This is a genomic window from Nocardia acididurans, from assembly GCF_016741815.1.
Classification (GTDB): Bacteria; Actinomycetota; Actinomycetes; order Mycobacteriales; family Mycobacteriaceae; genus Nocardia; species Nocardia acididurans.
This window is the reverse complement of the sequence record NZ_JAERRJ010000011.1, coordinates 262,230-287,675: the sequence shown is the minus strand read 5'-3', so window position 1 is coordinate 287,675 and position 25,446 is coordinate 262,230. Positions and strand designations below refer to the sequence as shown.

The window sequence follows — 25,446 nt, the reverse complement described above, 5'->3', positions numbered from 1 at the left end:
GTGCGGGGCTTCTCCCAGGTCACGCTAATCAGATAGCGCGGACGTCCGTCGCCTGCGGGCCCTTCTGGCCCTGCTCCACGCCGAACTCGACGCGCTGCCCCTCTTCGAGGGACTTGTAACCCGAGCCACCGATGGCCGAGTAATGCACGAAGACGTCAGGGCCGCCTCCGTCCTGAGCGATGAAGCCGAAGCCCTTCTCGCTGTTGAACCACTTCACACTGCCTTGAGCCATGCTGTTTACAACTTCTTTTCTGTAGGTGAGCCGAGCGCGTTTCTCGGTGAAACTCCCGTTCTCGACATCAACTATGCCATGCCGAGCGCGGATTCCCACGTTCCGGGCCCTGACCTGTGAGGCAACAGACAAGGATCGCAATCTGTGGGCAATTCGTAATTACTGCTCACGGCCCGGCTCGCGGACCCCCGGGCGGGGGGGTTGTTAGGTTCGCGGGGTGGATCCGAATCAGGCTCTGCCGCCGGAACCCGCCGTCTCGCCGCGGCTGGCGAAGTGGGTGATCGGGGTGTGCGTGGTCGCGCTGGTGGGGTCACTGGCGGGGATCGGGTGGCTGGCCGTGCGGGAGGTGCGGCCGGAGGCCGAGGAGCGCGGGCGGATATCCAGTGCGGCGGCGGGGATGAGTTTCGTACCGCCCGAGGGGTGGGCGCAGATGCCCGACGAGGACGACGGCCGGCTGGTGTTCGGGCAGGTGGCGCTGCAGCGGGAGGGGGCGAGCGGGATGCTCCTGCTCGGGAAGCTCGACGGGTCCATGTTCGCCTCCGAACATGCCGACGACGGATCGGCCGCCTGCGCGCTCGGGTCGGGGATGGGGGAATTCTTCTTTCCCAGTCCGGGAACCCGGGTGGATCGGGAGACCCTGGACGTGAAAGGCCGTGCGGTGACCGGGAAGTCGTGCTTCTACCGGGTGGACTTCGACAGCTCGCGGAATCCACGCGCCGAGGTGTACGCCGCGGTGGTGCGGGCGGAGTCGCGGCGCTGGTGGGTCAGCTGGCTCGGGGACGCCGAATCGCCGGTGGATCGGATTGCGGCGCAGAAGCTGGCGGAATCGATTCGGCCACTGTAGTTCTCGGCCACGGTGGTTCTCGACTGCTGTGTGCTCAGCCCAGTTCCAGCGAGGTGACGCCGAAGACCTTGTCCTGGTGATGGATTCGGACGCGGCCGGTGTACATGCGGGCGGTCTCGAAACTCGGGGACAGGCCCGCCTCGGCCATGAGCTTCACGGCGGGCTCGTTGCGCAGCGGCACGTCGATGGCCAGCGGCGTGCCCGGCGCGAAATCACCCAGCGCCGAGAGCAATTGGCGGGCGTCGTCCACCTCGTCGGCGAACAGCGGACCGACCCGCAGGCCGTCGCGGGCGGGGCGCACCTGGGCGAATCCGGTGAGCTCGCCGTCGACGACGCGGACGATCGTGTGCCTGCCCGCGCCGCTGAGCCACTCGGCGAGGAATTCGGGCCGATCGGCGGGCAGGCAGGCGGAGTCGTAGCGGTAGACCGCCACAGCGTCGTCCGGGGCCATCGGGCGCACGGTGCGGTCGGCGGGCGGCAACTGCGGGACACCGGCGAATCGCGCACTGCGATAGGCGAGTTCGAAGCCGCTGCGACGATAGTTGTCCTGTTGATCGGGCACTCCGTCCAGGCCGACCACCCGGCCGCCGGCGTGCGCCAGCCCGGCCCGCCAGGTGGCCAGGCCCAGGCCGTGGCCGCGCAGATCCGCGCGCACCAGGTAGAAGCCGAGGAAGGCGTAGTCGCTGCCGTAGTTGACGACCGAGATCGCCGACACCGGCTCGCCGCCGATCCGGCCGAGGAAGAAGCCGTCGGAATCCTGGGCGAAGAAGGCGGCGGCATCGCCCGCGCCCGGGTTCCAGCCCTCCCCCGCCGCCCACTCGGTGACAGCCGACCATTCGGTGGGCGTGGCACGGTCGATGACGAGGTCCTCGGGGCGGCTCGATGCGTCCGGCATACGTTCACCGTAACCGCGGGCGGCGCGCGACTCGCGGAGTTGGCGGAGATCACGCCGCGCCCGAGCACCCGGAATTCGTGTCGGCGGCCGGGGGTAGGGTCGAGGCGAACATCGACCACTACCTGCGGAGTCAGCGATATGACCGACTACGCGCACTCCGATCACGCCAGCCGCAGCCGGGAAGAGAAGGCGCGCCGCCTGGCCGCCTACCTCTGGCAGCGCGAGATCACCGGCGCCGAACTGCTCGACATGCCCATGGCCCAGCGCCGCAAACTCGCGCGCGCCGCCGAAACCAATCCGCCGAGCACCGACGAGACCTGGCAGGCGGTCGCCCGCCTGCTCGACGAGAAGGACGCCTGGGCGGCCCGCCATCCGGCCCACCCCGCCGCACGCCGCGACCACGCCGACGAGAAGATCCTCTGGGTGAAGCCACCGGTCAAACCCTGGCAGTAACCCTTGACAGCAAGAAATGAACCGGGGTTCACTGCTTGAGTGTCTCCTGACTACGAGAACCACGCCGGAACGCGCCCCGCACCGTGGCGCGACGATCTCACCGGCGGCGACGATTCCCTCTTCAGCGGCCGACCGGAGCCGGAGAGCGAATTCACCGGTCGCACACTGACTTACGAGGTGACCGGCCGGATCGCCCGAATCACCTTCAACCGCCCCGAACAGGGCAACGCCATCACCGCCGACACCCCGATCGAGCTCGCGGCCGCCGTGGAACGCGCCGATCTGGATCCGCGCGTGCACGTGATCGTGGTGAGCGGGCGCGGCAAGGGCTTCTGCGGCGGCTACGACCTGTCGATCTTCGCCGAGAACAGCTTCGCGCCCGCCGAGGGCGCGCAACCCACCGAGGGCACCGTGCTCGACCCGGTGGTGCAGGCGCGCAACCACAACCCCTGGGGCACTTGGGATCCCGTCGTCGACTACGCCATGATGTCGCGGTTCAACCGTGGGTTCTCCAGCCTGCTGCACGCCAACAAGCCGACGGTGGCCAAGGTGCACGGGTTCGCCATCGCGGGCGGCACCGATATCGCGCTGTTCGCGGATCAGATCATCTGCGCCGAGGATGCCCGCTTCGGCTACCCGCCCACCCGTACCTGGGGCATCCCGGCGGCGGGCATGTGGGCGCATCGGGTCGGCGATCAGCGGGCCAAGCGGCTGCTGTTCACCGGTGACAGCCTCAGCGGCAAGCAGGCCGGGGAATGGGGTCTGGCCATCGAGGCGCCGCCCGCCGATCAGCTCGACGAGCGCACCGAGGATCTGCTGCACCGCATCTCGAATGTGCCGATCAATCAGCTGGTGATGGCGAAGCTGGCCCTCAACAGCGCACTGCTCGGCCAGGGTGTGGCGAACTCCGGCATGATCAGCACGGTCTTCGACGGCATCTCCCGCCACACCCGCGAGGGCTACGGCTTCCAATTGCGTGCCGCCACAGCGGGTTTCCGCGAGGCCGTGCGGGAGCGCGACGAACCCTTCGGCGACTGGAAGCGCGCACAGTTCGACCGGCCCGACAAGCCCTGAGCCGAGTCATCCCGGTGACCCGCCCCGTCATCCCGGCGCGGCATGACGGGGGTCCTCTCGTCAGATGCCGCCGGGCAGATCCGTGCGCTCGACCTCCGAGACGACCTTCGCCGACAGGCTGCGCAGCGCCCGCGCCTCGGCGTCGCTCATCTCGTCCATGAACAGCCGCCGCACCAGCTCGACGTGGTTGGGCGCGGCGGTTTCCAGCGCCTGCCGCCCCTCGTCGGTGAGCCGCACCTCACGCCCGCGCGCGTCCTCGGCGGCCTGGCAGCGGTCGACGAGTCCGCGCGCGGCCATGCGGGACAGGTGCTTGGACAGCCTGCTCTTGTCCCAGCAGATCTCCGCGCCGAGCTCTTTGGCCCGCATGGTTCCGCCCGCGGCCGAGAGCGCCACCAGCACTTCGTAGTCCGACATGGACAGTCCGTCCTCGCCCATTCCCGCGGCGAGTGCGGCATCGAGGCGCTGCCGCATGCGGATGTAGGACATCCAGGTCGTCTGTTCCTCGTCGGTCAACCAGCGCACCATGGAATACATACTAACCACTCTTGGTTGACATGGACACCAACGGCCCTCGGGAGTGTCCGAGCCCCAGCTAGGAGGAGCGATGCCCGCCATCACCGTCGACGACATCCTGGTACTACCCCGGCTGCCCCGGCCCGATGTCACCAGCGTGCAGCGGCCCGTGCGCACCGTCGTCACCGCGAACACCCAGCGCGAGGGCGCGGGTTTCGAAGTGCGGCGGCCCTTCCCGAGCGTATCGCTGCGCACGGCCGACCCGTTCATCCTCCTCGACGAGATGGGCCCGGTGACCTACCAGCCCTATGAGGCCAAGGGCGCGCCGTGGCATCCGCACCGCGGTTTCGAGACCGTCACCTACATGATGGACGGAACCGTCGAGCACCACGACTCGAACGGTGGCGGCGGCACCATCGCCGAGGGTGACACCCAGTGGATGACCGCCGGCTCCGGGATCCTGCACGACGAACTGCCCGCCGAGGAACTGGTCATGTCGGGCGGCACCTTCCACGGCATCCAGCTGTGGGTGAACCTGCCGCGGGCGCAGAAGATGGCGGCCCCGCGATACCAGGATCTGCGGGCCGGGGAGCTGACACTGGTCAGCTCGCACGACGGCGGCACGCTGGTGCGGCTCATCGCGGGCAGTGTCGGCGGCTTCGACGGCCCGGGTTCCACGCACACCCCGATCGCGTACGCCCACGCCTCGCTCACACCCGGCGGGCAGCTGGAAACCCTGTGGCCGCAACAGTTCACGGCAATGGTGTACGTGGTGTCCGGCAGCGGCACGGTCGGCCCGGAGCGCCGGCCGGTGTCCGCGGGGCAGCTGGTGGTGCTCGGCAAGGGCGATGCGCTGATGATTTCTTCGGATACGAAACAAGATTCGCGTACCGGCGATATGGAAGTGCTGCTGCTGGGCGGGCAACCCCTGCGGGAACCCGTCGTGCAGTACGGTCCGTTCGTCATGAATACGCGTCAGGAGATCATCGATGCCGTCGAAGATTTCCAAGCCGGGCGAATGGGACGTATTCCGGCGGAACACCTTTCCGGGAGACGCCTCGGCGAATAGCCTTCCACCTCGGTGGATAGCACATCCGGTTGACAATGCAACGTTCCGCCAGAACAGTAGACGCCGGACCCGGACCGGCCACCGTGTCGCGACCCCGCGGCAGCGGTGGCACTCCGCGCCGAACCGGGCCGCCGCCACCCCCACCTATTGCGCCGACATTGAGGAATACATGAACGTTCGCCGGCTTCTCGTCACCGCCAGCGTCGCGGGACTGACGACCTTCGCAGCCCCTTCTATGATCGCCCTTGCCAACGTGCCCACCGGTTCCTCCGGCACCGGCTCCTCCACCATCGACACCGGCTCGGGCGCGACCGGCTCGCAGAACCTGACCCAGACCGGGTCGGCGGGCGGCTCGTACCGCAACTGCGACGATGTGCGCAACGCCGGTAAGGCCCCGATCTTCCGCGGCGAGCCCGGCTACGGCCCGCACCTGGATCCGGACGGCGACGGATTCGCCTGCCCGACCGTCTGATTCACAGACGAACAAAAACACCCGGTGCGCCGATACGCACCGGGTGTTTTGCTGTTCGCTGCTACCGGCGGAAGATCTTGACCAGCACGAGCAGGCCGACGAGCGCGCCCGCGCCGATGAGGCTGTACTTGATCTTCGGCTCGTTCACCTTCGCTACGAACGCCTGCTTGGTGTTGTCGGCCAGCCGCTGCGGATCGGCCCGCACCGCGAGTTCGTCGAGGGTGTTCGCGAGCCGGTTACGCGCGGCCTCGATCTCCCGCTCGATCGCCTCGGTATCTCTCGCCACGTCACACTCCTGTCTAAGGGGGCATCTGCCTGCCTGGAGTGTATAGGCCGCGGGCCGTTCACCCCGTCGACTACGGTGCCATGCATGACCGAGAACCACCGACTCAGTCCCGGCGACACCGCCCCCGCCTTCACGCTCTCCGACGCCGACGGCAAGCAGGTGTCGCTGTCCGACTACCGCGGCCGCAAGGTGATCGTCTACTTCTACCCCGCCGCGAGCACCCCCGGCTGCACCAAGCAGGCCTGCGACTTCCGCGACAGCCTGGCCGAACTCAACGAGGCGGGCATCGACGTCCTGGGCATCTCCCCCGACAAGCCCGCCAAGCTGGCCAAGTTCCGCGACAACGAGAACCTCACCTTCCCGCTGCTGTCGGACCCGGACAAGGAAACCCTGTCCGCCTACGGCGCCTTCGGCGAGAAGACCATGTACGGCAAGACCGTCGTCGGCGTCATCCGCTCCACCTTCCTCATCGACGAGAAGGGGAAGATCGAAGTGGCCCAGTACAACGTCCGCGCCACAGGCCACGTCGCCAAACTCCGCCGCGAACTCTCGGTATGACCATGTCCCGGGGCCGGTGCGCCCCGGGAATTCCGGTCTGGCCCAGGCGGTCCCACTCCTGTTTCCTGATCTTCGGTCGGGGTCGCAGAGTGGAAGAGGACAGGTTTATGCGTATTCGTCAGGCGATGGCAGGTGCCCTGGTCGCCGGAGCACTCATAGCTCCGGCGCTGGCGGCCCCCGCGGCGACGGCCGACCCCGCCCCCGCAACGGGCACCACCGCCGTCGCGGACGGCCAGACTTCGGGCAGCGTCAGCCTGGGCGGCCTGGTGTGCATGTTCCACTGGGCCCTGGTGATCGGCGGCAGCTCGAACCAGCCCCCGGCGACGTGCCGCACCCCGATCGGATAGCCGGAAAACGACCGCGCCGGATGACTCGCAGGTGAGTCATCCGGCAACGGCACGATCCCGGGGCCCGGGATCGCCGGAGCGGGCCGGGTCGGTCTTCGAGGCGAAGCCCTGCCGCCCTCGGGGGTTCGGGGGCGAAGCCGCTGAGAGCTCCGAGAGTTGGTTACACCTTGGGCAGCATCTGCGCCGCCCACTGGAGCATCATGTGCCAGTGGTTGTCCCACCACTTGGCGAACTCGGGGGTGCCGAGTGGGGGTGGGGCCATCTCGCCCGGGAAGAGGCCGCCCTCGGTGGGTGCGCCGACCGGGTGGGTGGGGGCCGGGATGATGCCCGCGGGGGTGGTGCTCTCGGATTCGGTGTCGGGCTGGCTCTTGATCAGCGGCTTGGTGGGACGCCAATCGGCAAGCTGCGCATCGGAACTCGGGCCCCAGTTGTCGAGGGTGGCCGGGTCGACCGTGACCACGTCGGGTTCGGGGAGGGGCTCGGGGGCCGCTTGGCCCTCGGGCAGCTGCAGCCCCGCGTCGGTGGGGGTGGGCACGCCCTCGGGCGCGACACCGCCGGGGACGACGCCCTCCGGGAGACCTTCGGCGAGCTGACCAGCCGAGCCTGTGTCGGGCAGCGCGGGTGCCTGGTCGCCGATCTTCTGCTCGGGGTTGTTGTGCTTGTCGGCCGAGATGCGTGCGTCGGTGAGCATGGGCTCCTGCACGGTCTTGGTGTTGTTGCTCGCGGCGTAGACGCCGCCCGCCACCAGACCGCCCGCGAGCACACTGGCCGCGGCGAACAGTGCGGCCGTGCCGCGCGCCCGGCGGATGCGTTCGGCCGCCTCGCCCGCGTACTCGGTTTCCGGCAGGGCGGCCAGCGCCGCGCCCATGGCCGGGGCCACCGCCGCGATCGAGCACGGGATGACCGGTGCGCCGAAGCCCGCCTCCAGCGCCCCCACCACGGCGGATTCACTTGCGGCCGAGCCGATGAGCACCACGGCGTCGGGTTTCACCCCGGCGGCGTCGAACTGGTCCCAGGCGGCGGTGACGGCCGCGCGCATGGACTCCTCGGATTCGGTGCCGCCCGCGAGCGATACCGCCGCGAGCACCCGGCTGCGGTCGGAGTCGATGAGCGAGAACGCCTGATAGCCGGGCACCACCTCGCAGATGGCGAGATCCTCGAACTCGTCCACCCAGCTCATGGCGCGGGAGACGGCCAGATGCGCGGCCTTGGCCGACACGAGTGACGCCTCGTGCCACGGCCCGGCGGCGAGCTTGGTGACGATGGCGCGCCGTTCGGCGGCATCGCGGTAGGCGACCGCCGCGCCCACGATCTCGCGATCGGGCGCGATTTTGTCGGCGAGTTCCTCCAGCACCAGTTCGACCGCGGCGGCCAGATCCGCCTTGGTGTCGCCGGTGATCTTCTCGGTTCGTTCCATGACCACGCGGTCGGCCAGCTTGTCGCCGTCTTCGGCGAGTGCCACGGCGCGCACGGTGCCGCGTTCGGTGGCCACGCCGATGGTCACCGCGGAACGAACAACAGCAGAAGCAACCACAGATCAGCCTTCCAACGTCGTCGTACAGACAGCCCCCAGGGTGTGCAGCTGAGAAGCAGCTGCGATGAAGGTTCGGAGCCGTTCCCGGTGCGGATGGGTCGAAAGGGACGGCGAGATGGGGACACACGAAGCACCGCAGCGTGTCATCGGAGTGTCGCTACCAGTAGCCTGTTGAACGTGGAAGCGCGCACGGGAACCAGGTCGACTCGACGACCGGACCCTGCGTTGGAGCTGCAAGACGACCCGCAGGAGCTGATGCCCCGTCGCCGCCCCACGCAGGAACGGTCCAAGCGGAAATTCGACGCGCTCCTACAGTCGTCGCGAGAACTGCTGGTAGAGGTCGGTTTCGAATCCTTCACCTGTGAAGAGGTCGCGGCCCGTGCGGAAGTGCCGATCGGCACCCTGTACCAGTTCTTCGCCAACAAGTACGTGATCGTGTGCGAACTCAATCGTCAAGACCTGGTGGCGGTTTCGCAGGAGCTGTCCGACTTCCACGGCGAGATCCCGTCGATGGACTGGCTGCGGCACATGAACGCGCTCGTCGACCATCTGGCCGACCTGTGGATGACCGACCCGTCACGCCGCGAGGTGTGGCTGGCCATGCAGTCCACCCCGTCCACGCGGGCGACCGGGGCCATTCACGAGAAGGAATTCGCCGAGGCGGTGGCGCAGATGCTGCGCCCGCTGATGCCGCGCACCCCCCGCGGGCGTCGCTCCATGATGGCGCAGGTGCTGGTGCACGTCGTCTACTCGATGCTGAACTTCTCGGTGCAGGACGGCCTCAGCCACGAGGACGCGGTGGCGGAGTTGAAGCGGCTCATGGTCGCGTACCTGCTGATCGCCGAGAAGGAATCGCGTACGGGCGGCCAGCGGACGCCCGTCGAACCCGATGTGAACTAGTTCCCGATCAAGTCGGCTAGTTCACCGGGATCTTCCAGCACCACCATGGCGGCCGCCGTGTCGCCGTCGTGGGTGAGCGACAGATGCACCCGCACCCGGGGCAGGAATTCAGCTGCGAGACCGTGCAATTTGATGCTCGGCCTCCCCCACGCGTCGTTCACCACCTCGATCAGCGGGTACGGGTTGTCTCCGATCTGCGGGCTGCGTGCGAAGCGAGAGGAGGCCCACGCCTTGATGACCGCTTCTTTGGCGGCCCAGCGGGTGGCGTAACTGCGCGCCGGGTCGGTGCCCTTGCTCTGGCAGTAGCGCCGTTCTCCGGCGGTGAAACTCTCCCGGAGCATGGTGGTTCCGGTGCGTTCCAGTTGTTCGGCGAACTCGGAGATGGTGACCAAGTCCAGGCCGATACCAAGGATCGTCACTGTGCGGGACTCCTCGATTCCTCGTTGATGCGACTGAATGGCCGCAACATACCAGCGGATCCTACGACTCCGTAGCCTCCGCGGCCGTAGGTTGCGGTGCGCGCGAAAACGATTCGCCCCGCGCCGGGTACCGGCGCGGGGCGAATCGGGATCAATTCACCTGACCGCGGTTACTGGCAGGCCGGGCCCTTCGGGACCGCGACGTAGGTGGCGTCGGCGCCGAGGCGGGCCTGCTCGGACAGGAGCATGTCGGCCTCGAGCTGACGGACCTTCTTGGCCGGGGTGCCGTCGCCGCCGAGGCGGCGGTCGGCGGGGCGCTCGTAGAGCGGGGCTCCGCCGCACATGGCCTCGGCCAGGCGCTGGCGGCCGGCGAGCTGACGCTCCTCGGCCCGGCGCTGGTATTCCTCGCGCTTGTCGGCGTCGGTGATGGCCTCGACGAACGCCTGCGGGTGCACGACCGCGAGCAGACCGGACACGTGGCCGAAGCCGAGCGAGGTGACCAGACCGGCCTTGAGCGGGAAGCGATCTCCCAGTTCCAGCTTCTCGCGCAGCCACACCAGGTGCGGGTAGGCGAGCATCTTCTCGTCCACGCAGTCGAGGCTGCGGTTGGGCGGGATGACGCCGGTCTCGAGCACCTGGCACAGACCGATCAGCTGGAAGGCCGCCGCACCGCCCTTGGCGTGTCCGGTGAGGGTCTTCTGCGAGATCACGAACAGCGGTGCGCCGTCCGAGCGGCCGATGGCCGTGGCGAGGCGCTCGTGCAGCTCGGATTCGTTGGGATCGTTGGCCGCCGTGGAGGTGTCGTGCTTGGACACCACCGCGATCTCGTCGGGCGCGACACCCAGCTTGCGAAGTTCCTTGGCCAGCAGGGACTCCGGGCCGCCGCGGCCCGCGCCCAGCGCACCCAGGCCGGGGGCCGGGATGGAGGTGTGCACGCCGTCGGCGAAGGACTGCGCGTAGGCGACCACGCCCAGCACCGGCAGGCCCATCTCCAGCGCCACCGAGCCGCGAGCGAGCAGAACCGTTCCGCCGCCCTGCGATTCGACGAAGCCGCCGCGGCGGCGGTCGTTGGCGCGGGAGAAGTAGCGGTCGCTGATGCCCTTGGCGGCCATGGTGGCCGAGTCGGCGGTGGCGGACATGTCGCCGAAGCCGACGATGCCTTCGATGCCGAGGTCGTCGTAACCACCGGCGACCACGAGATCGGCCTTGCCCAAACGGATCTTGTCCACGCCCTCCTCGACGGAGACCGCCGCGGTGGCGCAGGCGGCCACCGGGTGGATCATGCCGCCGTAGGAGCCGACGTAGCTCTGAACCACATGGGCGAGAGCGACATTGGGCAGCGCCTCCTGCAGGATGTCGTTGGCGCGCGGCTCACCGAGCAGGTTGTCGATGTAGAGCGAGCGCATCGAGGACATGCCGCCCATACCGGTGCCCTGGGTGTTGGCGACCATGGCCGGGTGCACCCAGCTCATGAGCTCGGCGGGGCTGAAGCCCGACGACAGGAACGCGTCCACGGTGCAGACGATGTTCCACAGCGCGACGCGGTCGATGGAACTCGCCATATCGGCGGAGATGCCCCACCTGGTGGGATCCCAGCCGGTGGGGATCTGGCCGCCCACGAACCGCGACAGCTTGGCCTTGCGCGGAATGCGAATCTCGGTGCCCGCCTTGCGCGTCACCTGCCAATCGCCCGAACCCTCGACCGGCGTGATGACGGTCTGCTCGGGGCTGGAGGCGAAGAAGGCGCGCGCCTCGGCCTCGCTGTTCACCACGAAGGTCAGATCCTTGTCGAGGAAGACCGAGGTGAGCAGCGGGGCGGTGTTGTCGATCATCGCGCCGTCGTCGCCGTAGCGGCGCACGCCGCAGCGTTCGACCACGGTGTCGTGGTAGCGGTCCGCGACCTCGGATTCGTCGACGTAGTCACCGGTTTCGGCGTCGTACCAGCCGGGCTTGGGGTCGTTCTCCCAGGTGATCAGGCCGGTGGTCCAGGCCAGTTCCACCACGCCGGCGGCGGAGAGCTTGTCCTCGACCTCGATCTCGAAGCGGGTGCGCGCCGAACCGTAGGGGCCGAGTTCGCCCGCGCCGACGATGACGACCATGTCGTCGAGATCGGCGGTGACCGAACCCCATTCGGGGGTGGGCAGCTTGGCGGACAGGGTCGGCGGCGCGGGCAGGGCGGCAATGGTGCTGCTGTTCTTCGCCTTCGCCTCGGCTTCCTCGGCCTCGGCGTGCGCGTCCTTGGCCAGGGCGGCCAGATCCAGCTTGGCGTTGGCCAGGCCACCGGTCAGGTCGATCTGCTGCGGGCCCTGAGCCGTGACGCCGCGCGCCCGCTCGGTGCACCACTTGAGCAGTTCGTCGGCCATCTGCTGGGTGGACCAGGTCTGCACCCCGGCCTTCTCCACGGCGTCGACCAGCGGGTCGTTGTGGCCCATGAGCCCGGTGCCGCGCACCCAGCCGATGAGCGCGTGCACCAGCGTGACCCGCTGCGCCCACGACTTCTCCGCGCGCCACTTGGCGACGACGGCGTCGAGGGCGGCCTTGGACTCGCCGTAGGCGCCGTCACCGCCAAAGAGGCCGCGGTTGGGCGAACCCGGCAGCACCACATGCAGTTTCGCGTCCACGTCGTGATCCGCGCCCAGCTTGGACAGGCCGCCGATGAGGCGCTCGACCGACCACAGCAGGACCCGCATCTCCATTTCGGCGCGGGCGCCGGCGTCGGCCAGGTCGCCCGCGACGCGCGGCGCCGCGAACGGCAGCAGCAGCGTCGGGGTCATGGCCTCCTTGACGAGAACCTTCGCGCCACCGGCGTTGTCGGTCTGCTCGTTGCCGACCCAGTCGATGACGGCGTCGATATCGGTGTAGGAGGCCATATTCGCGGGGATCACCCACAGCGAGGCGCCGTGGCGGGCGTTCTCGCGGTAGAGCTTCTTGTAGAAGCCCAGGCGGGTGTCGTCCAGTTTGGAGGTGGTGACGACCACGGTCGCGCCACCCGCGAGCAGACGCCCGGCGGCGGCGGCCGCGATGGAACCCTTACTGGCGCCGGTGATCACGGCGATCTCGGCGGCCCAGGCGCCGGGTTCTTCCTGCGACAGCGCGGCCTCGGCGATGCGGCCGTACAGTCCGGCCAGCACCGAGCGGGCCTCGTGCTTGGCGCGCTCGCGCCACCAGTTGGCCTGCTGCGCAACGGCTTCGCCCGCACCCAGGTAGCCCTCGACGGACGGCTCACCGAGCGCGGCGTCGTCGCCCAGCCACAGCCGCGCGAGATCCTCACGGGCGGAAGCCCATCGGTCGTCGATCAGGACGGCCTTCTTGGCGTCGAAGGCGGGCGCGACGAGCCGCGGCCAGTCGGTGCCCAGTTCGGCCGACACCAGGTCGATGAGGGTGTTGTCGGTGGCCTCCGGCGCGGAGACCTCGTCCACGTGGCCGAGCGATTCCAGGATCACGCGGGCGGCCTGCGCGAGCACGCCGTCGCGGCCGGTGATCTGCTCGGTGAACTCGCCGAGCGCGGCGGCGTCGACGGTGGCCCCGCCACCGCCACCGCCACCGGCGGACGGCATGGAGACCGCGATGCCGCGGCGGGAGGCGACGGCCTGCACGGCGGTGTCGATCGCATTGTCCACGGCGGCACCGTCGTTCAGACCGCCGGAGACGAGCCCACCCAGGTCCCCGCCGCGCACCGAAGCGCCCTCACGGGTGCCGAGCGAGACTTCGGCGGTGACGTGGCTGGCCCAGCCGTCGCCCAGGCCCCAGACCTTCGTGACGCGTTCGGCGATGGCGGCGGGCCGCTTGCCGGACGGGCCGAACACCTTGCGCAGGTGATCGCCGATGGCGTCGGAGAGCACTGAGCCGAACGGCTTGTAGGTGCGGGCCAGGCGGTCGACAGTGCCTGCGAGAGCGCCCATGTCGGCATCGGCGGCACCGTCGATGGCGCCCAGCGAGAGTTCCGCGCCGAGGTCGACGAGCAGCTGGTTGCGGCGGGACGAGACGCCGTCGCACAGGCCCTCGATGGTGTCCACCGGGCCGATCTGGTCGAGGCGCAGCTTGGTCCACAGCGCGATGAGCACGCGGGTGGCGTCGGCGGCCACGAAGGCGATGTCGTCGGGACGCGGGCCACCGGCGGGCGCGGCCGCAGCGGCGGCGGGCGCGGCGGCAGCGACCGGAGCGGCGGCGTCTTTCGATGACTCGGTGGCGGCCGGGGTCTCCTCGGGCTCCTCCACCGGCGCGGGGTCGGTGTCGGTCGCGTAGACGATGCCGGATTCGCGCTCGATATTGAGCACCTCCACCACGGCGGTGCCGAACGCGGGCAGCTTCAGCGTGTTGGACGCCAGGTTCGCCACGGTGGGCGTTGCGGCCAAACCGATTTCGACGAACCGCTCGACGCCCAGGCCACCGTGCTCGACATCGGTGAACAGCAGGTCCTGGGTTTCGATCCAGCGCACCGGGCTGGCGAACTGCCAGGCCAGCAGTTCGACGAGCACCACGCGGCACAGTTCGACCTGGTCGGCGGAGCGCTCCTCCCAGTTCGCCAGTACGTCGGCCAGCGGCTCGGACGGCACCAGATCGGCGATCTCCTGGACGTATTCGCGTTCCAGGTTGAACAGGCGCGGCACCAGGTTCGGGATGTAGCGGCCGATGAGCAGGCTCGGGTCCAGATCCTCGGGCAGCAGTTCGAGCAGCTTGTTGCGGAACTCGGGCACACCGGCGCGCAGCACCGTCGAGTGGAACGGCACGTCGATGCCCGGGATGAGCACGAACGCCCGCTTGCCGCCGAATTCGGCACGGCGACGCTCGATTTCGGCTTCGAGCACCTCCAGGCCCTTGACCGTGCCCGCGATGGCGTACTGCGAGCCGCGCAGGTTCAGGTTGACGACCTCGAGGAATTCCCCGGCCTTCGCGCCGACGGTGGCCACGAAGTCCACGACCGCGGAGTCGGGCACGCCGATCTGCGACGGGCGGATGGCGGCCATCCGATAGTTGCTGCGGCCCTGGGCATCCCGGGGCACCAGCTCGTGCATGGCCGAGCCGCGCTGGAACACCACCTCGAGCACGGCGGGCAGCGGCAGCACCCCGGCGACGGCGGAGAGCGCGTTGTACTCACCGACGGAATGCCCGGCGAGCATGGCTCCTTCGATGAACGCTCCGGCCTCGCGCAGTTCGGCGACCTGGGCCACGCCGAGGGTCGCCATGGCGACCTGGGTGAACTGGGTCAGGTGCAGAACTCCCTGCGGGTGGCGGTATTCCACGCCGCGCGCCTTGAGGTAGGTCGGGTTGTCGCGCACCACGGCGAGGATCGAGAAGCCGAGCACCTCGCGGGTGTGCTTGTCCGCGGCGTCCCAGGCTTCCTTGGCCGCCTTGGACCGGGTGCGGGCGTCCAGACCCATCCCCTTGGCCTGAATGCCCTGTCCCGGGAAGGCGTACACGGTCTTGGGGGGCGCGACGCGGCCGGTGCCGGTCATCACCAGATCACCGTCGATGCGGCAGGAGACCTCGATGATCTCGCTGCCCTGATCCACGGCGACCCGCTCCACGCGCACATCGATCTGCGCGCCGGGGCGGACCATGCCGAGGAAGCGGGTGGTCCACGCGGTGAGGGTGCGCGGCGGCACCTTGTCGCCCGCGTCGATCGCCGAAACCGCGTGCTGGGCAGCGGCGGACAGCCACATGCCGTGCACGATCGGCTGTCCGAGGCCGGCCAGCTTGGCGGCGTTGTCGGAGGTGTGGATCGGGTTGTGGTCGCCGGACACCTGGGCGAAGGCGGCCATGGCGCGCGGCGCGGTCAGGGTGACGTCGCGGCGACGGCGGCGCGGGGTGTCGGTGGCCTGCTCGGAGAGCGTGCCCGCGGCGCGCGGCGGATCGGTGAGCTCGCCCGCGCCGGTGCGGCCGCGGATGGCGAACCGCTCGGTGAGGGTGGCGATGGTGGGCATGGACATGCCGGTTTCGGGCTTGTCCAGCATGCCGGTGATCTTCACCCGGACCTCGACGACGCGGCCGAGGTCGGTGTCGACGGTCTCGCCGGCGGTGGCGCGCACGGCGAGCACGCTTGCGCCGTCCGGCAATTGGCCGACCAGGTCGATCTGATGGTCGAGGTGGACCAGGTCCAGCATGCCCTCGATGACGCTCGCGCCGGATTCGGTGCGGGTCGCGCCGAGCACCGCGAACACGGCGGGCCAGCAGGCTCCCACCAGCACGTCGGGCACGGTGCGGCCCATGGTGGAGAGGTTGGCGGGCAGACCGGATCCGGTGACGCCGGCGTGGTCGGCGATGAGGTCGGGGCTCCAGGCCACATTGATGTGCGCGACCTTGGTGCCGTCGACGGTCTTGATCTCGGGCAGTTGCTGTCCGGCGGCGACGGCCAGCAGCGCCGACATGGCGGCCTCGGCGTCGTCCTCGGTGACGACCGGGGAGCCGCCGTTGTAGACCGACACCGGCACGGTGATGCGGATCTTGACCGCCTCGCGGCCGAGCAGCGGCACCGCCAATTCCACGTAGGCGTGGTCGGTTTCGGGGCCCTCGGTGGCGGACAGGGTGGAGCCGGTGCGGGTGTGGATCGCGCCCTTGCCGTTCATGGTCCACTCGTCGACATCGCCGAGGCGGTGGATCGGGTTGACGGTGGTGCGCCCGGCCCACTGCACATCCGGTGCGGCGAGCACGATGTCGAGCGCGCCGTTCGCGACGGCGGCGCGGCGGCGGCCGTCCACGGCGGCGGGGGTGACGCCCGCGCGCACCAGGGAGTAGGCGGTGTCCTGTTCGAAGCGGTCGAGGAGTTCACCGACCGGTTCGTCCACGCGGGTGATGCCGGCGACGGCCACGGTGCCCGGAATGATGCACACCTGATCGGCCGAATAGCGCGGATCGTGGGCCTGCCACAGCGAATCCGAACGCCACCAGCGGCGCACGTCCTGATCGACGACGGGCACGAAGTTGACCGGCTTGCCCGGGGTCTTGCACAGCGCGACGAAGAACGGCACGTCGGCCGGGTGCAGCACGGTGCTCGCGGCGGCCGGGTAGCGCTCCTTCAGCGCGCACAGGGCGCGCACGGGCTCCTCGAAGGCGGCGTCGTCGGCGAAAAGCGTTGCGATATCGCCGCGGTCGGCCTCGTTGAGGCGGGATTCGGTGCGGCGCACCATCTCCGCGAAGCGGTCGCGCCAGGTGATGTCGAGCCACACCGAGCGGGTGGCGTCGGCGATGGCGTCGGAGAAGTCGCCGCCGCAGTCGAAGTCCTTGCGGCGGTCCAGGCCGACGGCGAGTTCGACGTAGCGTTCCAGCCACTCCACGTAGGTCATGGTGGCGACGTCGCCGAAGTACGGCTTGGCGGTGCCGTCGAGCGCCTTGATGATCTCGGCGCGGCGCTCGGCCACGGCGTCGGCGTCACCGGCGACCTCGTCGAGCAGGCGGCCGGTACGAGAGGCGGCGTTGTCGATCTCGTGGATGTCCGCGCCCAATTGCGAACGGCCGGAAGCCATTCCGCCCGAGGCGGTGCCCGCGCCGACCCAGTCGGGGGTGCCGGGGGTGTCGACCAGCAGCTGCTTGACCTCGGGGGCGGTGGTGGCCTCGAGGGTGGCCATGGCGGCGGTGCCGACCAGCACGCCGTCCAGCGGCATGACCGGGAAGCCGTGCGGCTGCGACCAGGTGCCGGTGAGGTATTCGGTGGCGCGCTCGGGGGTGCCGATGCCGCCGCCGACGCAGACGATCACATTGTCGCGGTTGCGGAGTTCGGCGTAGGTCTCGAGCAGCAGGTCGTCGAGGTCCTCCCAGGAGTGGTGGCCTCCGGCCTTACCGCCCTCGATATGCATGATCACCGGGTATTCCGGTGCGGCGTCGGCGATTCGGAGCACGGCGCGGATCTGCGCGACGGTGCCCGGCTTGAACGCGACGTGGGTGATGCCGACCTCGGACAGCTCCTCGATCAGCGCGACGGCCTCTTCGAGCTCCGGGATACCGGCGGTGACGATGACGCCGTCGAAGGGCGCGCCCGCGGTGCGGGCCTTCTGCACCAGGCGCTTGCCGCCCAGCTGCAGCTTCCACAGGTAGGGGTCGAGGAACAGCGAGTTGAACTGCACAGCGCGGCCCGGGTGCAGCAGCGTCTTCAGCTCCGCCACGCGGTCGGCGAAGATCTGCTCGGTGACCTGGCCGCCACCGGCCAGCTCGGCCCAGTGGCCCGCATTGGCCGCGGCCGCAACGATTTTCGCGTCGACGGTGGTGGGGGTCATACCCGCCAGCAGGATGGGCGAGCGGCCGGTGAGGCGGGTGAAGGCGGTCTCGACCACGATGCGGCCGTTGGGCAGGCGCACCGGCTTGGGCGCGAATTCGGCCCAGGCGGGCGCGATGTCGGGGGCCGCGCCGGGGGTGAACAGGCTGCGCTGGCCGGGGCGGGTGGAGGCGGCGAGCACGCCGACGCCGGTGCCCTTGAGCGAACCGGCGGTCAGGCGGGTGAGCAGGTCGCCGGGGCCGAGGTCCAGAATCCACTGCGCGCCTTCGGCGACGGCCTCGTCGACGATGGTGACCCAGTCGATCGGATCGACCAGCACCTCCTGCGCGAGGCTCGCGGCGAGCTCGGCGTCGAGGCCGCACTGCTGAGCCCAGCCGCGCACCAGGTCGACGGTCTCGGCGAGGGCGGGGTGGTGGAAGGCGACCTCCACCGGAATGTCTTCGAACACCGGCGCGAACACGGAGCCGCCGCGCTTCTTGGCGTCCCGCTCGCGGGCCTGCTCCTCGTGGATCTCGGTGCAGCGCTGGCGAACTCGATCCATCTGCAGGACCGGTCCGGACAGCACCGCGCGGCGGCGGCCGTTGCGGATGGACAGCACGGCGGCCTTCTCCGGCTCGACGCCCTGCGACACCTGCTCGACGACGGCGCGCAGCTGTGCGGGGTCGACATTGGAGACCGCGACCATGGGCGAGCGGTCGCCGACCGGCATGAGCCCGCGGCGGCGCGCGACCAGTCCGGCGGCGGCGCCGATCAGCTGGGCGACGGCCAGCAACTCCGCGTCGCGCTGTCCGTGCACCTGCGCGGCGGTGGCGGCGATCCGCCCCTGCGAGTGGCCGATGACGGCGGCCGGGGCCTGCGCGGCGATATCCAGCCCCTGCAACCGCAGCGCCCGCAGTGCGGCGATCTGGGTCAGGAACACGCCGGGCATGGAGACGGCGGCCGAACGCAACACCTGCGCAGACGGCGCGGCCGACACCTCCCCCTGCTCGGTGTCGGTGATCTCGTCCTCGAGCATCCACGCGACCGGGTCGAATCCGACCGGGCGAACCACGAGTAGCTGTGCGGCAACCGGTTCCAGCTTCTCGGCAGCTTCGTTGACCAGGGCGGTCAGCTCCGGCTCCAGTGCGCTGTCGCGCCCGATCTCCTCGAGCTCGGACAGCCACGCAGCACCCTGACCGCCGAATGCGAGGGCGTACGGCGTCCCCGCCAGCAACCGGTCGAGCAGCGACGCCCGGACACCGGTATCCCCCTTCTTCCCCGCCAGCTTGCCCTTCGCTCCGGTCCCGGTGCTCTCGTTGATCGTCAAGACGTTCGACTTCCTTCTCTGGGCGACCCGCCCCCACAGGACTGGGCCGCGCTCACGGTGCGCAGGTGTTCCTCCGGCCAACTGGCCCTGGTGACGCCCGAGTATTGCCGAAAATCATGAGGATCTCCTCATGTTTGGTAACCGCTGCGTGGCCTACCCTCGAGTATTCCTGCACGGTGGTACCAGAACCATCAGAAACATGAGCCCTCCTCACGTTCAACCCCCCAGGTGAGCGCAGTTACACCAATGAAGGAAATGTGAGGCTCCCTCACATCCGCCTTGATCAAATCGTTATAATCCCAGGTAGGGTTACCGACCAGTACGCCACGCCAACCCGGTGCTTCGCGATCCTCGTTTCGCCCGGTAAAGTTTGGACGGTCGTACCATCAGCGCGAGTGGCGAAATTGGCAGACGCGCCAGATTTAGGTTCTGGTGTCCACGGACGTGGGGGTTCAAGTCCCCCCTCGCGCACAACCCGGGTGCACCGGCGAAGCCCCTGATCCACCACCCGGATCCCGTCGCGCAGCAGCGCATTTCACACCACAGGCAACAGCCCAGCGAACCCCCGCGCCCTCGTGCCGTATGGCAGGGTGATCCGGGCACGTGTTCTTCAGGTTCGAAAGGCTCTGGGGTTGGTTCTGCGGTTGGCGCGCAAGGGGTTTGGGTGGGTGCGGAGTTCGGTTCTGGTGGTGGGGCTGGTGGCCGGAGGGATGGGGGTGCCGGTGGCGGCGGCGGAGGGGGTGGAGGGGTATGTCGACGCGCTGGCGGAGGGGGCGACGACGCCGGTGCTGCGGTGGGCGGAGTGCGGGGACGGGTTTCAGTGCACGACGGCCGGGGTGCCGTTGGATTACCGGGCGCCGCAGGGGGATCGGATCGAGCTGGCGGTGATCAAATTGCCCGCCGCGGATCCGGGGAGTCGGATCGGGACGCTGTTCGTGAACTTCGGGGGGCCGGGGGCCTCGGGGGTGGATCGGTTACGGGAGCGAGGGCGGTGGCCGTTCTTGTTCTCGGAGGAGCTGCGGGCGCGGTTCGACATCGTGTCGTGGGATCCGCGGGCGGTGGGGCGCAGTGCGGGGGCGCGGTGCTTCGCGGACAGCGGGGAGCAACTGGCGTTTCTGGGGTCGATGCCGGATATGCCGGGGGATGCGGCGGGCGAGGGTGAATTCTTCGCGGCCAACCGGGAACTCGCCGATCGGTGCGGCGAACTGGCGGGGCCGATCCTGAATCATGCTTCGAGCGCCAACACCGCCCGGGATCTGGAGTTGCTGCGGCGGGCGGTGGGAGATTCGGCGCTGACGTATCACGGGATCTCGTATGGCACGCAGGTCGGGGCGATCTACGCGAACATGTTCCCGGGGCGGGTGCGAGCCATGACGTTCGACGGATCGATGGATTTCGAAGGTAGTGCGAACGGGCATGCGGGCCAAGGGGTTACGGTGCCGCTCGATGCGCGCCAGAATGTCGCCGGGGGGATCGCCGAGACGTTCGACGCCTTTCTGCGGCTGTGCGCGGAGGCCGGGCCGCGGTGCGCCTTCTCCGGCGGGGATCCCGTGCTGAAATGGCGGGTGATCGCCGAGCGCGCCCGTGTGGCCCCCATCCGGCTCGGCGGGGCGGAGTGGACGTACTCCGCGATAGTCAATGCGGCGGCGGACCTTTCGCAGCCCTCCACCTATCCCCGGCTGGCCGCGCTGCTGCAGGCGCTTTTCGATGCGGGAACGAATCCGGTCGGGCTGCTGCCCATCTCCGGGGCGGCGGAGTACACGGGGAACCGGACCGAAGCCTTCTTCACCATTCAGTGCAGCGACAGCGTGGTGCCCACCGATACCGCCGTGTACACGCGCACCGCGGTGTCGGAGGATGCGCGGGTGCCCTACTTCGGGCGTATCGGCGTCTTCGATGTGATGGCGTGCGCGTTCTGGAAGGGTGCGGATCCCGACCGGTATACCGGGCCGTGGAATCGGCGTACGGCCGCGCCGATTCTCGTGCTCAACAGCCGATTCGACCCCGCCACACCGCTTTCCGGCGCGTACGCGGGCGCGGCGCAGCTGGCCGCGGCGCGGGTCGTGGTCATCGAGGGAGCCGGGCACAGCAGTATGTATGTGCCCAGCACCTGCGCCGAAAAGGTGAAACGCGAATACCTCTTCACGTCCGAGCTCCCGGCCGAGGGAACGACCTGCGGAATCGACGCGTCACCGTTCCTGACGGAATGAGGTTCGGGCGGTGAACGACTGATCCGCCCTGTCAGTGCCCGTCCGGCTGTCCGGGCGCGAGGGCCACTCCTCGAAGCGGACGCAGCGCCCGGCCGAGTCGAAACGCAGGACCCACAGGTCGCGCCGGCGGGCGAATCTACCGGTTGCGCCGCTTCGATTCGGGCTACGCCCGGATATCGTTGAGGCAATAGCCTTCCGAGCCGATCGACAGCAGGAAGGTGGCCGGTTGGGTGACATTGGCCGAGTTGGTGAGGGACACCGTCACCTCGGCGTCGCCCAATCCGGTCGCGGTGGTGGTCAGCTCGCCGAAAGCGACTGTGCCGGTGAGCCTTCCGGGGTTGTTCGCCAGGGTGGAGCCGGGGCAGACGAGCGGGTAGTCGCCCTCCTTGTCGGCGGAGTTCACGGGTTTGCCGGTGAAGCGGGAGAGGTAGCGGTAGACCGCGTAGGCGGCGTCGGCGTCGTTGAACGTGGTGGTCGCGCCGGTGGGTGCGACGCGGGGGCAGGCGTAGCCGGAGGCGATCTCGGTGCGTTTCGCGCTCACCGTGACGACTGGCCCCTTCCAGAGGATCGCCCACTGACCGTCGATTCCCGGTTGCGCGAGGGTGGTCAGAATGGGGTCGCGGTCGGCGTACATGGCGCGGGCGTTGCCGGGGTCGATGGTCCAGCATTTGCGCACCAGGGCGTCGAGGTCTCCGGCGGCCAGGTCCGCAGCCCACGGGCGCAGGGCCGCGGCGGCAGCGGGAATGCCCGGAACCTCACCGACCTGGGCCGTCGTCGCGGGGGATGTCGTGCCGACTGTCGAACTCGCCTGCGGCGCACTGGATGTCGCGGGCTGTGCCGAACCGGTTGTCGCGGTGGTGTGCGCGGTGTGCTGGTCGTCGCCACCGCACGCCGTCAGCACGACGCTTCCGGCGAGCGCGGCCACGAACGACAGGGCGGCTACTCCACTCTTGGCCATGTGCACGACCCTAGCGATCACACGTGGTTTTGTGTCGAAACCTAGCGGGTGAAGACGAGCAGGCGCATCGCTATGTAGAGGTAGAGGCCCTCACCGAGGCCGCCGAGGATGCGGGCCAGGTGGTATTCGACGCCGAGGGCGGCCAGGCCGCTGGTCACGCCGAGAATGAAGACCAGGTAGTTCACCGTCACCACGACGATGTAGACGGCCAGTTGCGGTCCGACGGGTGCGTGGGAGGCGAAGTTGAGCGTGCGGTTGAGGACGTAACTCAGACCGAAGGCCGCCGCGTAGGCGAGGGTGACGGCGATGGGCAGCGGGATGCCGAACCCGCTGTGCAGCGCGCTGAGCAGCAGCAGGTCGAACAGGAAGGTGCAGGCGCTCACCATGAGATAGCCCACGAAGGTGGGCGCGACCAGCCGCCCGAGCCCGAACGGCAACCGGTCGGTCACCGCGACGCAGAGTCGGTGGAATCGCTGGACCGGTCCCGTCCGCGCGGATCCGGCGCCCGTCATGATCGGCACGAATCCACCGTGGCATCGGCACATGGCGGGCAGATGAGCAGTGGACCAACTTCATCCGCCCACCACCGTGACGCTCACCCCCGGATGCGGACCGTCACCCGAGGTTCATCGGGGTGGTCACCTCCGCCTGCGGCGTGTCGAGCCGGGGCAGTTCCATGGTCGGTGCGTCGATTTCGCGGCGGACCTGGGTGACGAAGGCGTCGAGGCTGCCGTATCGGTCCGCGATCTCCGTCCAGAGGTGCAGGGCCGTGCCGTGCCGGGTGGCCGGGGTGGTCATCGTCTCCGCCTTGTGCTCGAAACCCGGACGCGCACAGGCGTATCGGGTACAGGGTGTGCGGGCCTGCCGGCGGGCGGGACGGAGACGTAGCCGAGTATCGCGCCCGCCGGCAGGGGACTGCCGTACAGCGTCGGCCCCGGGTTCGAGGTCGGGACCGGGTGGGCCATCAGGGGCGGCGGCCCACCGGGCTCAGACTATGGCTCGCGGCGCGGCGCGGCGGGCGAAGTGGGCGGCCACGTTTCTGCGGATTTGGGCCAGCGCGACCGGCTCGATCGATCTCCTGCGAGTCGACACACCAGTACCGGCTCGAAGTTTGCTGCCAAATTGCCAACTTGCGGTCACGGCCCGCTTCCATGGGAGATCATTTGCTCCATGTCCGCCGATTCCTGGTGTGTGCGTTCGATTCACAGCGCCGCGACGCTCGTCGACTTCGCCGTTAGCCGATCCGTGACCAGAGCCGCCGCACTGGCGGACACCGGTCTGGACGACCGCGATCTGGAAGATCCGGACATCGAGATCGATCTCGCCCAGGAGTTCCGGATCATCGCCAATATCCTCGACGCCGTCGGCGACGAACCGGGAACGGGTCTGCTGGTGGGCTTTTCGGTGCGCCTGCCGATGCTGGGCACCCTCGGCATCGCCATGAGCAGTTGCTCGACCGTACGGGAGATGAGCGAGCTGTGGGTCCGCTACGTGGATCTGTCCTTCGCCTACAACCGATTCACCCTCACCGACGCCGGCAGCCGGGTCCTGGTGACCCTCGACCCCGAACCCGTGCCCGCGCCGCTGCGCCGCTTCGCCCTCGAACGAGATCTGGCCGCCCTGCGCATCATTCAGCGGGACCTGCTGAGCTGGGATGTCCCGGTGCGGCGGCTGGAACTGAGCCTGCCGTACGCGCCGGTCTACGAGGCGGTGGGCGTACTGCTCGGCGTCGACGACATCGTCTTCGACCGGCCCGTCGACACCCTGGTGATCGATGCCGCGGAGTTGGAACGCCCCATGCCGCAGGCGAACTCGATGCTGCGAAAACAGTACGAGAAGATGTGCGCCGACATCGTGGAGCGCCGCCGCGCCCGCGCCGGGCTCTCCGGCCAGGTCCGGGCGCTGCTGCTGCGCTACGGCGGTGCGGCCGACCAGCCCACGATCGCCGCCGACCTGCACACGAGCGTGCGGACGCTGCGCCGCCGCCTCGCCGAGGAGGGCACGACCTTCCGCGAACTGGCCTGTGAGACAACGGGAATCCTGGCCGAGGAGCTGCTCGCCACCGGTCTCACCGTGGATACGGTCGCCTCGCGGCTCGGCTACACCAGCGTGTCGGCCTTCGCCGCCGCCTTCCGGGACTGGAAGGGCCAGACCCCGGGCCGGTTCGCGCGCGAGAACCACGCGCGCTGGGGATAGCGGCGGCGCACCGTGGCGGGCCTCACAATGTCCGCCCAGGTGAGGGTGGGTTGGGCCGATCGAGCAAGATGACCCCGGAGACATTCGAGTTCGAGGAGAGTGCAAGTGGAACGCATCGGCGTGATCGGCGGCGGCACCATGGGTGCCGGTATCGCCGAGGTGGCGGCCCGCGCGGGCGGCTCGGTTCTGGTTCTGGAGCGCGATCAGCCCTCGGCCGACGCGGCCGCGGCGCGCATCGAGAAGTCGCTGGCCCGCGCGGTGAAGTCGGGACGGCTCGAGCAGTCGGCCGCCGACGAGGCCCGCGCCCGGGTGACCGTGACCACCTCGATCGACGATTTCGCGGACCGCGAGCTGGTCATCGAGGCCGCGCCGGAAATCGAGTCGCTGAAGGCCGATTTCTTCGCCAAGCTCGACGCCATCGTCTCGCCGGAGACCATTCTGGCCACCAACACCTCCTCCATCCCGGTGATCCGGTTGGCCAACGCCACCGTGAATCCGGGCCGCGTGGTGGGCGTGCACTTCTTCAATCCAGTGCCGGTGCTGCCGCTGGTCGAGATCGTGGTCACGCTCAAGACCGACCGCAAGGTCGTCGACGCGGTGACCGCCTACGCCCGCGACGTGCTGGGCAAGCGCACCATCGAATCCAAGGATCAGGCCGGGTTCATCGTGAACGCCCTGCTGATTCCCTACCTGTGCAATGCGATCCGCATGTTCGAGACCGGTTTCGCCAGCGCCGAGGACATCGACGAGGGCATGGTGAGCGGCTGCGCCCATCCGATGGGCCCGCTGCGCCTGACCGACACCGTCGGCCTGGACGTCACCCTCGCGGTGGCCGAGTCGCTGTTCGCCGAATTCGGTGAGCCGCAGTACGCGCCGCCGGTGCTGTTGCGCCGCATGGTGGATGCCGGTTACCTGGGCCGCAAGACCGGCCGCGGTTTCTACACCTACTGACCCGTTGGGCCCGGCCGGTG

At 69.3% G+C, this 25,446-nt stretch carries 21 protein-coding genes and 1 tRNA gene; 12 read left to right on the top strand and 10 right to left on the bottom strand.

Translation table 11 applies throughout. The annotated features are described in order from the left end of the window. Window positions 1-28: 28 nt before the first annotated feature. A complete protein-coding gene (locus JK358_RS28490; RefSeq protein ID WP_201953492.1) occupies window positions 29-232 on the bottom strand; it encodes a cold-shock protein in 204 nt (67 codons plus the stop codon). A 217-nt stretch (window positions 233-449) separates the two neighbouring features. Between JK358_RS28490 and JK358_RS28485 the strand changes: the two genes are divergently transcribed. Further along, window positions 450-1,076, top strand: a complete 627-nt coding sequence (locus JK358_RS28485) for an APA family fibronectin-binding glycoprotein (RefSeq protein ID WP_201953489.1) — start codon at window positions 450-452, stop codon at window positions 1,074-1,076. Window positions 1,077-1,110: 34 nt separating this feature from the next. Here JK358_RS28485 and JK358_RS28480 read toward each other — a convergent pair whose 3' ends face one another. Then, window positions 1,111-1,971: a GNAT family N-acetyltransferase gene (locus tag JK358_RS28480; RefSeq protein WP_201953486.1), complete on the bottom strand. Its 861-nt coding sequence runs from the start codon at window positions 1,969-1,971 to the stop codon at window positions 1,111-1,113. A gap of 138 nt (window positions 1,972-2,109) precedes the next feature. Between JK358_RS28480 and JK358_RS28475 the strand changes: the two genes are divergently transcribed. Together JK358_RS28475 and JK358_RS28470 are read left to right on the top strand one after the other, a co-directional pair. Further along, window positions 2,110-2,424, top strand: a complete 315-nt coding sequence (locus JK358_RS28475) for a hypothetical protein (RefSeq protein WP_201953483.1) — start codon at window positions 2,110-2,112, stop codon at window positions 2,422-2,424. Between the two features lie 39 nt (window positions 2,425-2,463). Beyond that, window positions 2,464-3,498 (top strand): crotonase/enoyl-CoA hydratase family protein, encoded by a 1,035-nt coding sequence (locus JK358_RS28470; protein WP_201953480.1) that lies wholly within the window; start codon window positions 2,464-2,466, stop codon window positions 3,496-3,498. Between the two features lie 60 nt (window positions 3,499-3,558). On the opposite strand, the gene JK358_RS28465 is transcribed toward JK358_RS28470, so the two are convergent. Continuing rightward, window positions 3,559-4,023, bottom strand: coding sequence for a MarR family winged helix-turn-helix transcriptional regulator (locus JK358_RS28465; protein ID WP_201953477.1), 465 nt, complete (start codon window positions 4,021-4,023; stop codon window positions 3,559-3,561). 79 nt (window positions 4,024-4,102) lie between these two features. Between JK358_RS28465 and JK358_RS28460 the strand changes: the two genes are divergently transcribed. Both JK358_RS28460 and JK358_RS28455 read left to right on the top strand, forming a co-directional pair. Continuing rightward, on the top strand, window positions 4,103-5,080 hold the full coding sequence (locus JK358_RS28460; protein ID WP_201953474.1) for a pirin family protein: 978 nt from the start codon (window positions 4,103-4,105) through the stop codon (window positions 5,078-5,080). Between the two features lie 253 nt (window positions 5,081-5,333). Continuing rightward, a complete protein-coding gene (locus JK358_RS28455) occupies window positions 5,334-5,552 on the top strand; it encodes an excalibur calcium-binding domain-containing protein (protein ID WP_307817781.1) in 219 nt (72 codons plus the stop codon). 61 nt (window positions 5,553-5,613) lie between these two features. On the opposite strand, the gene JK358_RS28450 is transcribed toward JK358_RS28455, so the two are convergent. Then, window positions 5,614-5,838, bottom strand: a complete 225-nt coding sequence (locus JK358_RS28450; RefSeq protein ID WP_201953468.1) for a DUF3618 domain-containing protein — start codon at window positions 5,836-5,838, stop codon at window positions 5,614-5,616. A gap of 84 nt (window positions 5,839-5,922) precedes the next feature. Between JK358_RS28450 and bcp the strand changes: the two genes are divergently transcribed. Beyond that, complete coding sequence (bcp, locus tag JK358_RS28445; RefSeq protein WP_201953465.1) at window positions 5,923-6,396, top strand: thioredoxin-dependent thiol peroxidase; 474 nt, start codon at window positions 5,923-5,925, stop codon at window positions 6,394-6,396. Window positions 6,397-6,503: 107 nt separating this feature from the next. Beyond that, window positions 6,504-6,743, top strand: coding sequence for a hypothetical protein (locus JK358_RS28440; protein ID WP_201953461.1), 240 nt, complete (start codon window positions 6,504-6,506; stop codon window positions 6,741-6,743). A 160-nt stretch (window positions 6,744-6,903) separates the two neighbouring features. Here JK358_RS28440 and JK358_RS28435 read toward each other — a convergent pair whose 3' ends face one another. Continuing rightward, window positions 6,904-8,277, bottom strand: a complete 1,374-nt coding sequence (locus tag JK358_RS28435) for a DUF7159 family protein (RefSeq protein ID WP_201953458.1) — start codon at window positions 8,275-8,277, stop codon at window positions 6,904-6,906. Between the two features lie 255 nt (window positions 8,278-8,532). Between JK358_RS28435 and JK358_RS28430 the strand changes: the two genes are divergently transcribed. Further along, window positions 8,533-9,177, top strand: a complete 645-nt coding sequence (locus JK358_RS28430; RefSeq protein ID WP_232852027.1) for a TetR/AcrR family transcriptional regulator — start codon at window positions 8,533-8,535, stop codon at window positions 9,175-9,177. On the opposite strand, the gene acpS is transcribed toward JK358_RS28430, so the two are convergent. Further along, a complete protein-coding gene (acpS, locus tag JK358_RS28425; RefSeq protein ID WP_181581643.1) occupies window positions 9,174-9,596 on the bottom strand; it encodes a holo-ACP synthase AcpS in 423 nt (140 codons plus the stop codon). The two genes, JK358_RS28430 and acpS, sit on opposite strands and share 4 nt — an antisense overlap. Window positions 9,597-9,766: 170 nt before the next feature. After that, a complete protein-coding gene (locus tag JK358_RS28420; protein WP_201953452.1) occupies window positions 9,767-19,111 on the bottom strand; it encodes a type I polyketide synthase in 9,345 nt (3,114 codons plus the stop codon). Between the two features lie 389 nt (window positions 19,112-19,500). On the opposite strand from JK358_RS28420, the gene JK358_RS28415 reads away from it, so the two are divergent. Both JK358_RS28415 and JK358_RS28410 read left to right on the top strand, forming a co-directional pair. Further along, window positions 19,501-19,582 (top strand) — tRNA-Leu (locus JK358_RS28415). 197 nt (window positions 19,583-19,779) lie between these two features. Beyond that, the gene (locus JK358_RS28410) at window positions 19,780-21,321 is read left to right on the top strand and encodes an alpha/beta fold hydrolase (protein ID WP_307817780.1); all 1,542 of its coding nucleotides are present in this window, start codon (window positions 19,780-19,782) and stop codon (window positions 21,319-21,321) included. 163 nt (window positions 21,322-21,484) lie between these two features. Here the strand turns inward: JK358_RS28410 and JK358_RS28405 are convergent, their stop codons facing one another. The 3 genes from JK358_RS28405 to JK358_RS28395 form a co-directional block, all read right to left on the bottom strand. Beyond that, window positions 21,485-22,279 (bottom strand): hypothetical protein, encoded by a 795-nt coding sequence (locus tag JK358_RS28405; RefSeq protein WP_201953449.1) that lies wholly within the window; start codon window positions 22,277-22,279, stop codon window positions 21,485-21,487. A 41-nt stretch (window positions 22,280-22,320) separates the two neighbouring features. After that, a complete protein-coding gene (locus tag JK358_RS28400) occupies window positions 22,321-22,791 on the bottom strand; it encodes a GtrA family protein (RefSeq protein WP_201953641.1) in 471 nt (156 codons plus the stop codon). 103 nt (window positions 22,792-22,894) lie between these two features. Further along, window positions 22,895-23,077 (bottom strand): hypothetical protein, encoded by a 183-nt coding sequence (locus JK358_RS28395; protein WP_201953446.1) that lies wholly within the window; start codon window positions 23,075-23,077, stop codon window positions 22,895-22,897. Between the two features lie 372 nt (window positions 23,078-23,449). On the opposite strand from JK358_RS28395, the gene JK358_RS28390 reads away from it, so the two are divergent. Continuing rightward, window positions 23,450-24,475, top strand: a complete 1,026-nt coding sequence (locus tag JK358_RS28390) for an AraC family transcriptional regulator (protein ID WP_201953443.1) — start codon at window positions 23,450-23,452, stop codon at window positions 24,473-24,475. Between the two features lie 105 nt (window positions 24,476-24,580). Beyond that, window positions 24,581-25,426, top strand: a complete 846-nt coding sequence (locus JK358_RS28385; RefSeq protein WP_201953439.1) for a 3-hydroxybutyryl-CoA dehydrogenase — start codon at window positions 24,581-24,583, stop codon at window positions 25,424-25,426. Window positions 25,427-25,446 lie beyond the last annotated feature (20 nt).

Bases quoted from the DNA above. Each gene is read 5' to 3' on its own strand.
- JK358_RS28490 (WP_201953492.1), bottom strand. From the start codon at position 232: ATGGCTCAAGGCAGTGTGAAGTGGTTCAACAGCGAGAAGGGCTTCGGC.
- JK358_RS28480 (WP_201953486.1), bottom strand. From the start codon at position 1,971: ATGCCGGACGCATCGAGCCGCCCCGAGGACCTCGTCATCGACCGTGCC.
- JK358_RS28475 (WP_201953483.1), top strand. From the start codon at position 2,110: ATGACCGACTACGCGCACTCCGATCACGCCAGCCGCAGCCGGGAAGAG.
- JK358_RS28465 (WP_201953477.1), bottom strand. From the start codon at position 4,023: ATGGTGCGCTGGTTGACCGACGAGGAACAGACGACCTGGATGTCCTAC.
- JK358_RS28460 (WP_201953474.1), top strand. From the start codon at position 4,103: ATGCCCGCCATCACCGTCGACGACATCCTGGTACTACCCCGGCTGCCC.
- bcp (WP_201953465.1), top strand. From the start codon at position 5,923: ATGACCGAGAACCACCGACTCAGTCCCGGCGACACCGCCCCCGCCTTC.
- JK358_RS28440 (WP_201953461.1), top strand. From the start codon at position 6,504: ATGCGTATTCGTCAGGCGATGGCAGGTGCCCTGGTCGCCGGAGCACTC.
- JK358_RS28430 (WP_232852027.1), top strand. From the start codon at position 8,533: ATGCCCCGTCGCCGCCCCACGCAGGAACGGTCCAAGCGGAAATTCGAC.
- JK358_RS28405 (WP_201953449.1), bottom strand. From the start codon at position 22,279: ATGGCCAAGAGTGGAGTAGCCGCCCTGTCGTTCGTGGCCGCGCTCGCC.
- JK358_RS28400 (WP_201953641.1), bottom strand. From the start codon at position 22,791: ATGACGGGCGCCGGATCCGCGCGGACGGGACCGGTCCAGCGATTCCAC.
- JK358_RS28395 (WP_201953446.1), bottom strand. From the start codon at position 23,077: ATGACCACCCCGGCCACCCGGCACGGCACGGCCCTGCACCTCTGGACG.
- JK358_RS28390 (WP_201953443.1), top strand. From the start codon at position 23,450: ATGTCCGCCGATTCCTGGTGTGTGCGTTCGATTCACAGCGCCGCGACG.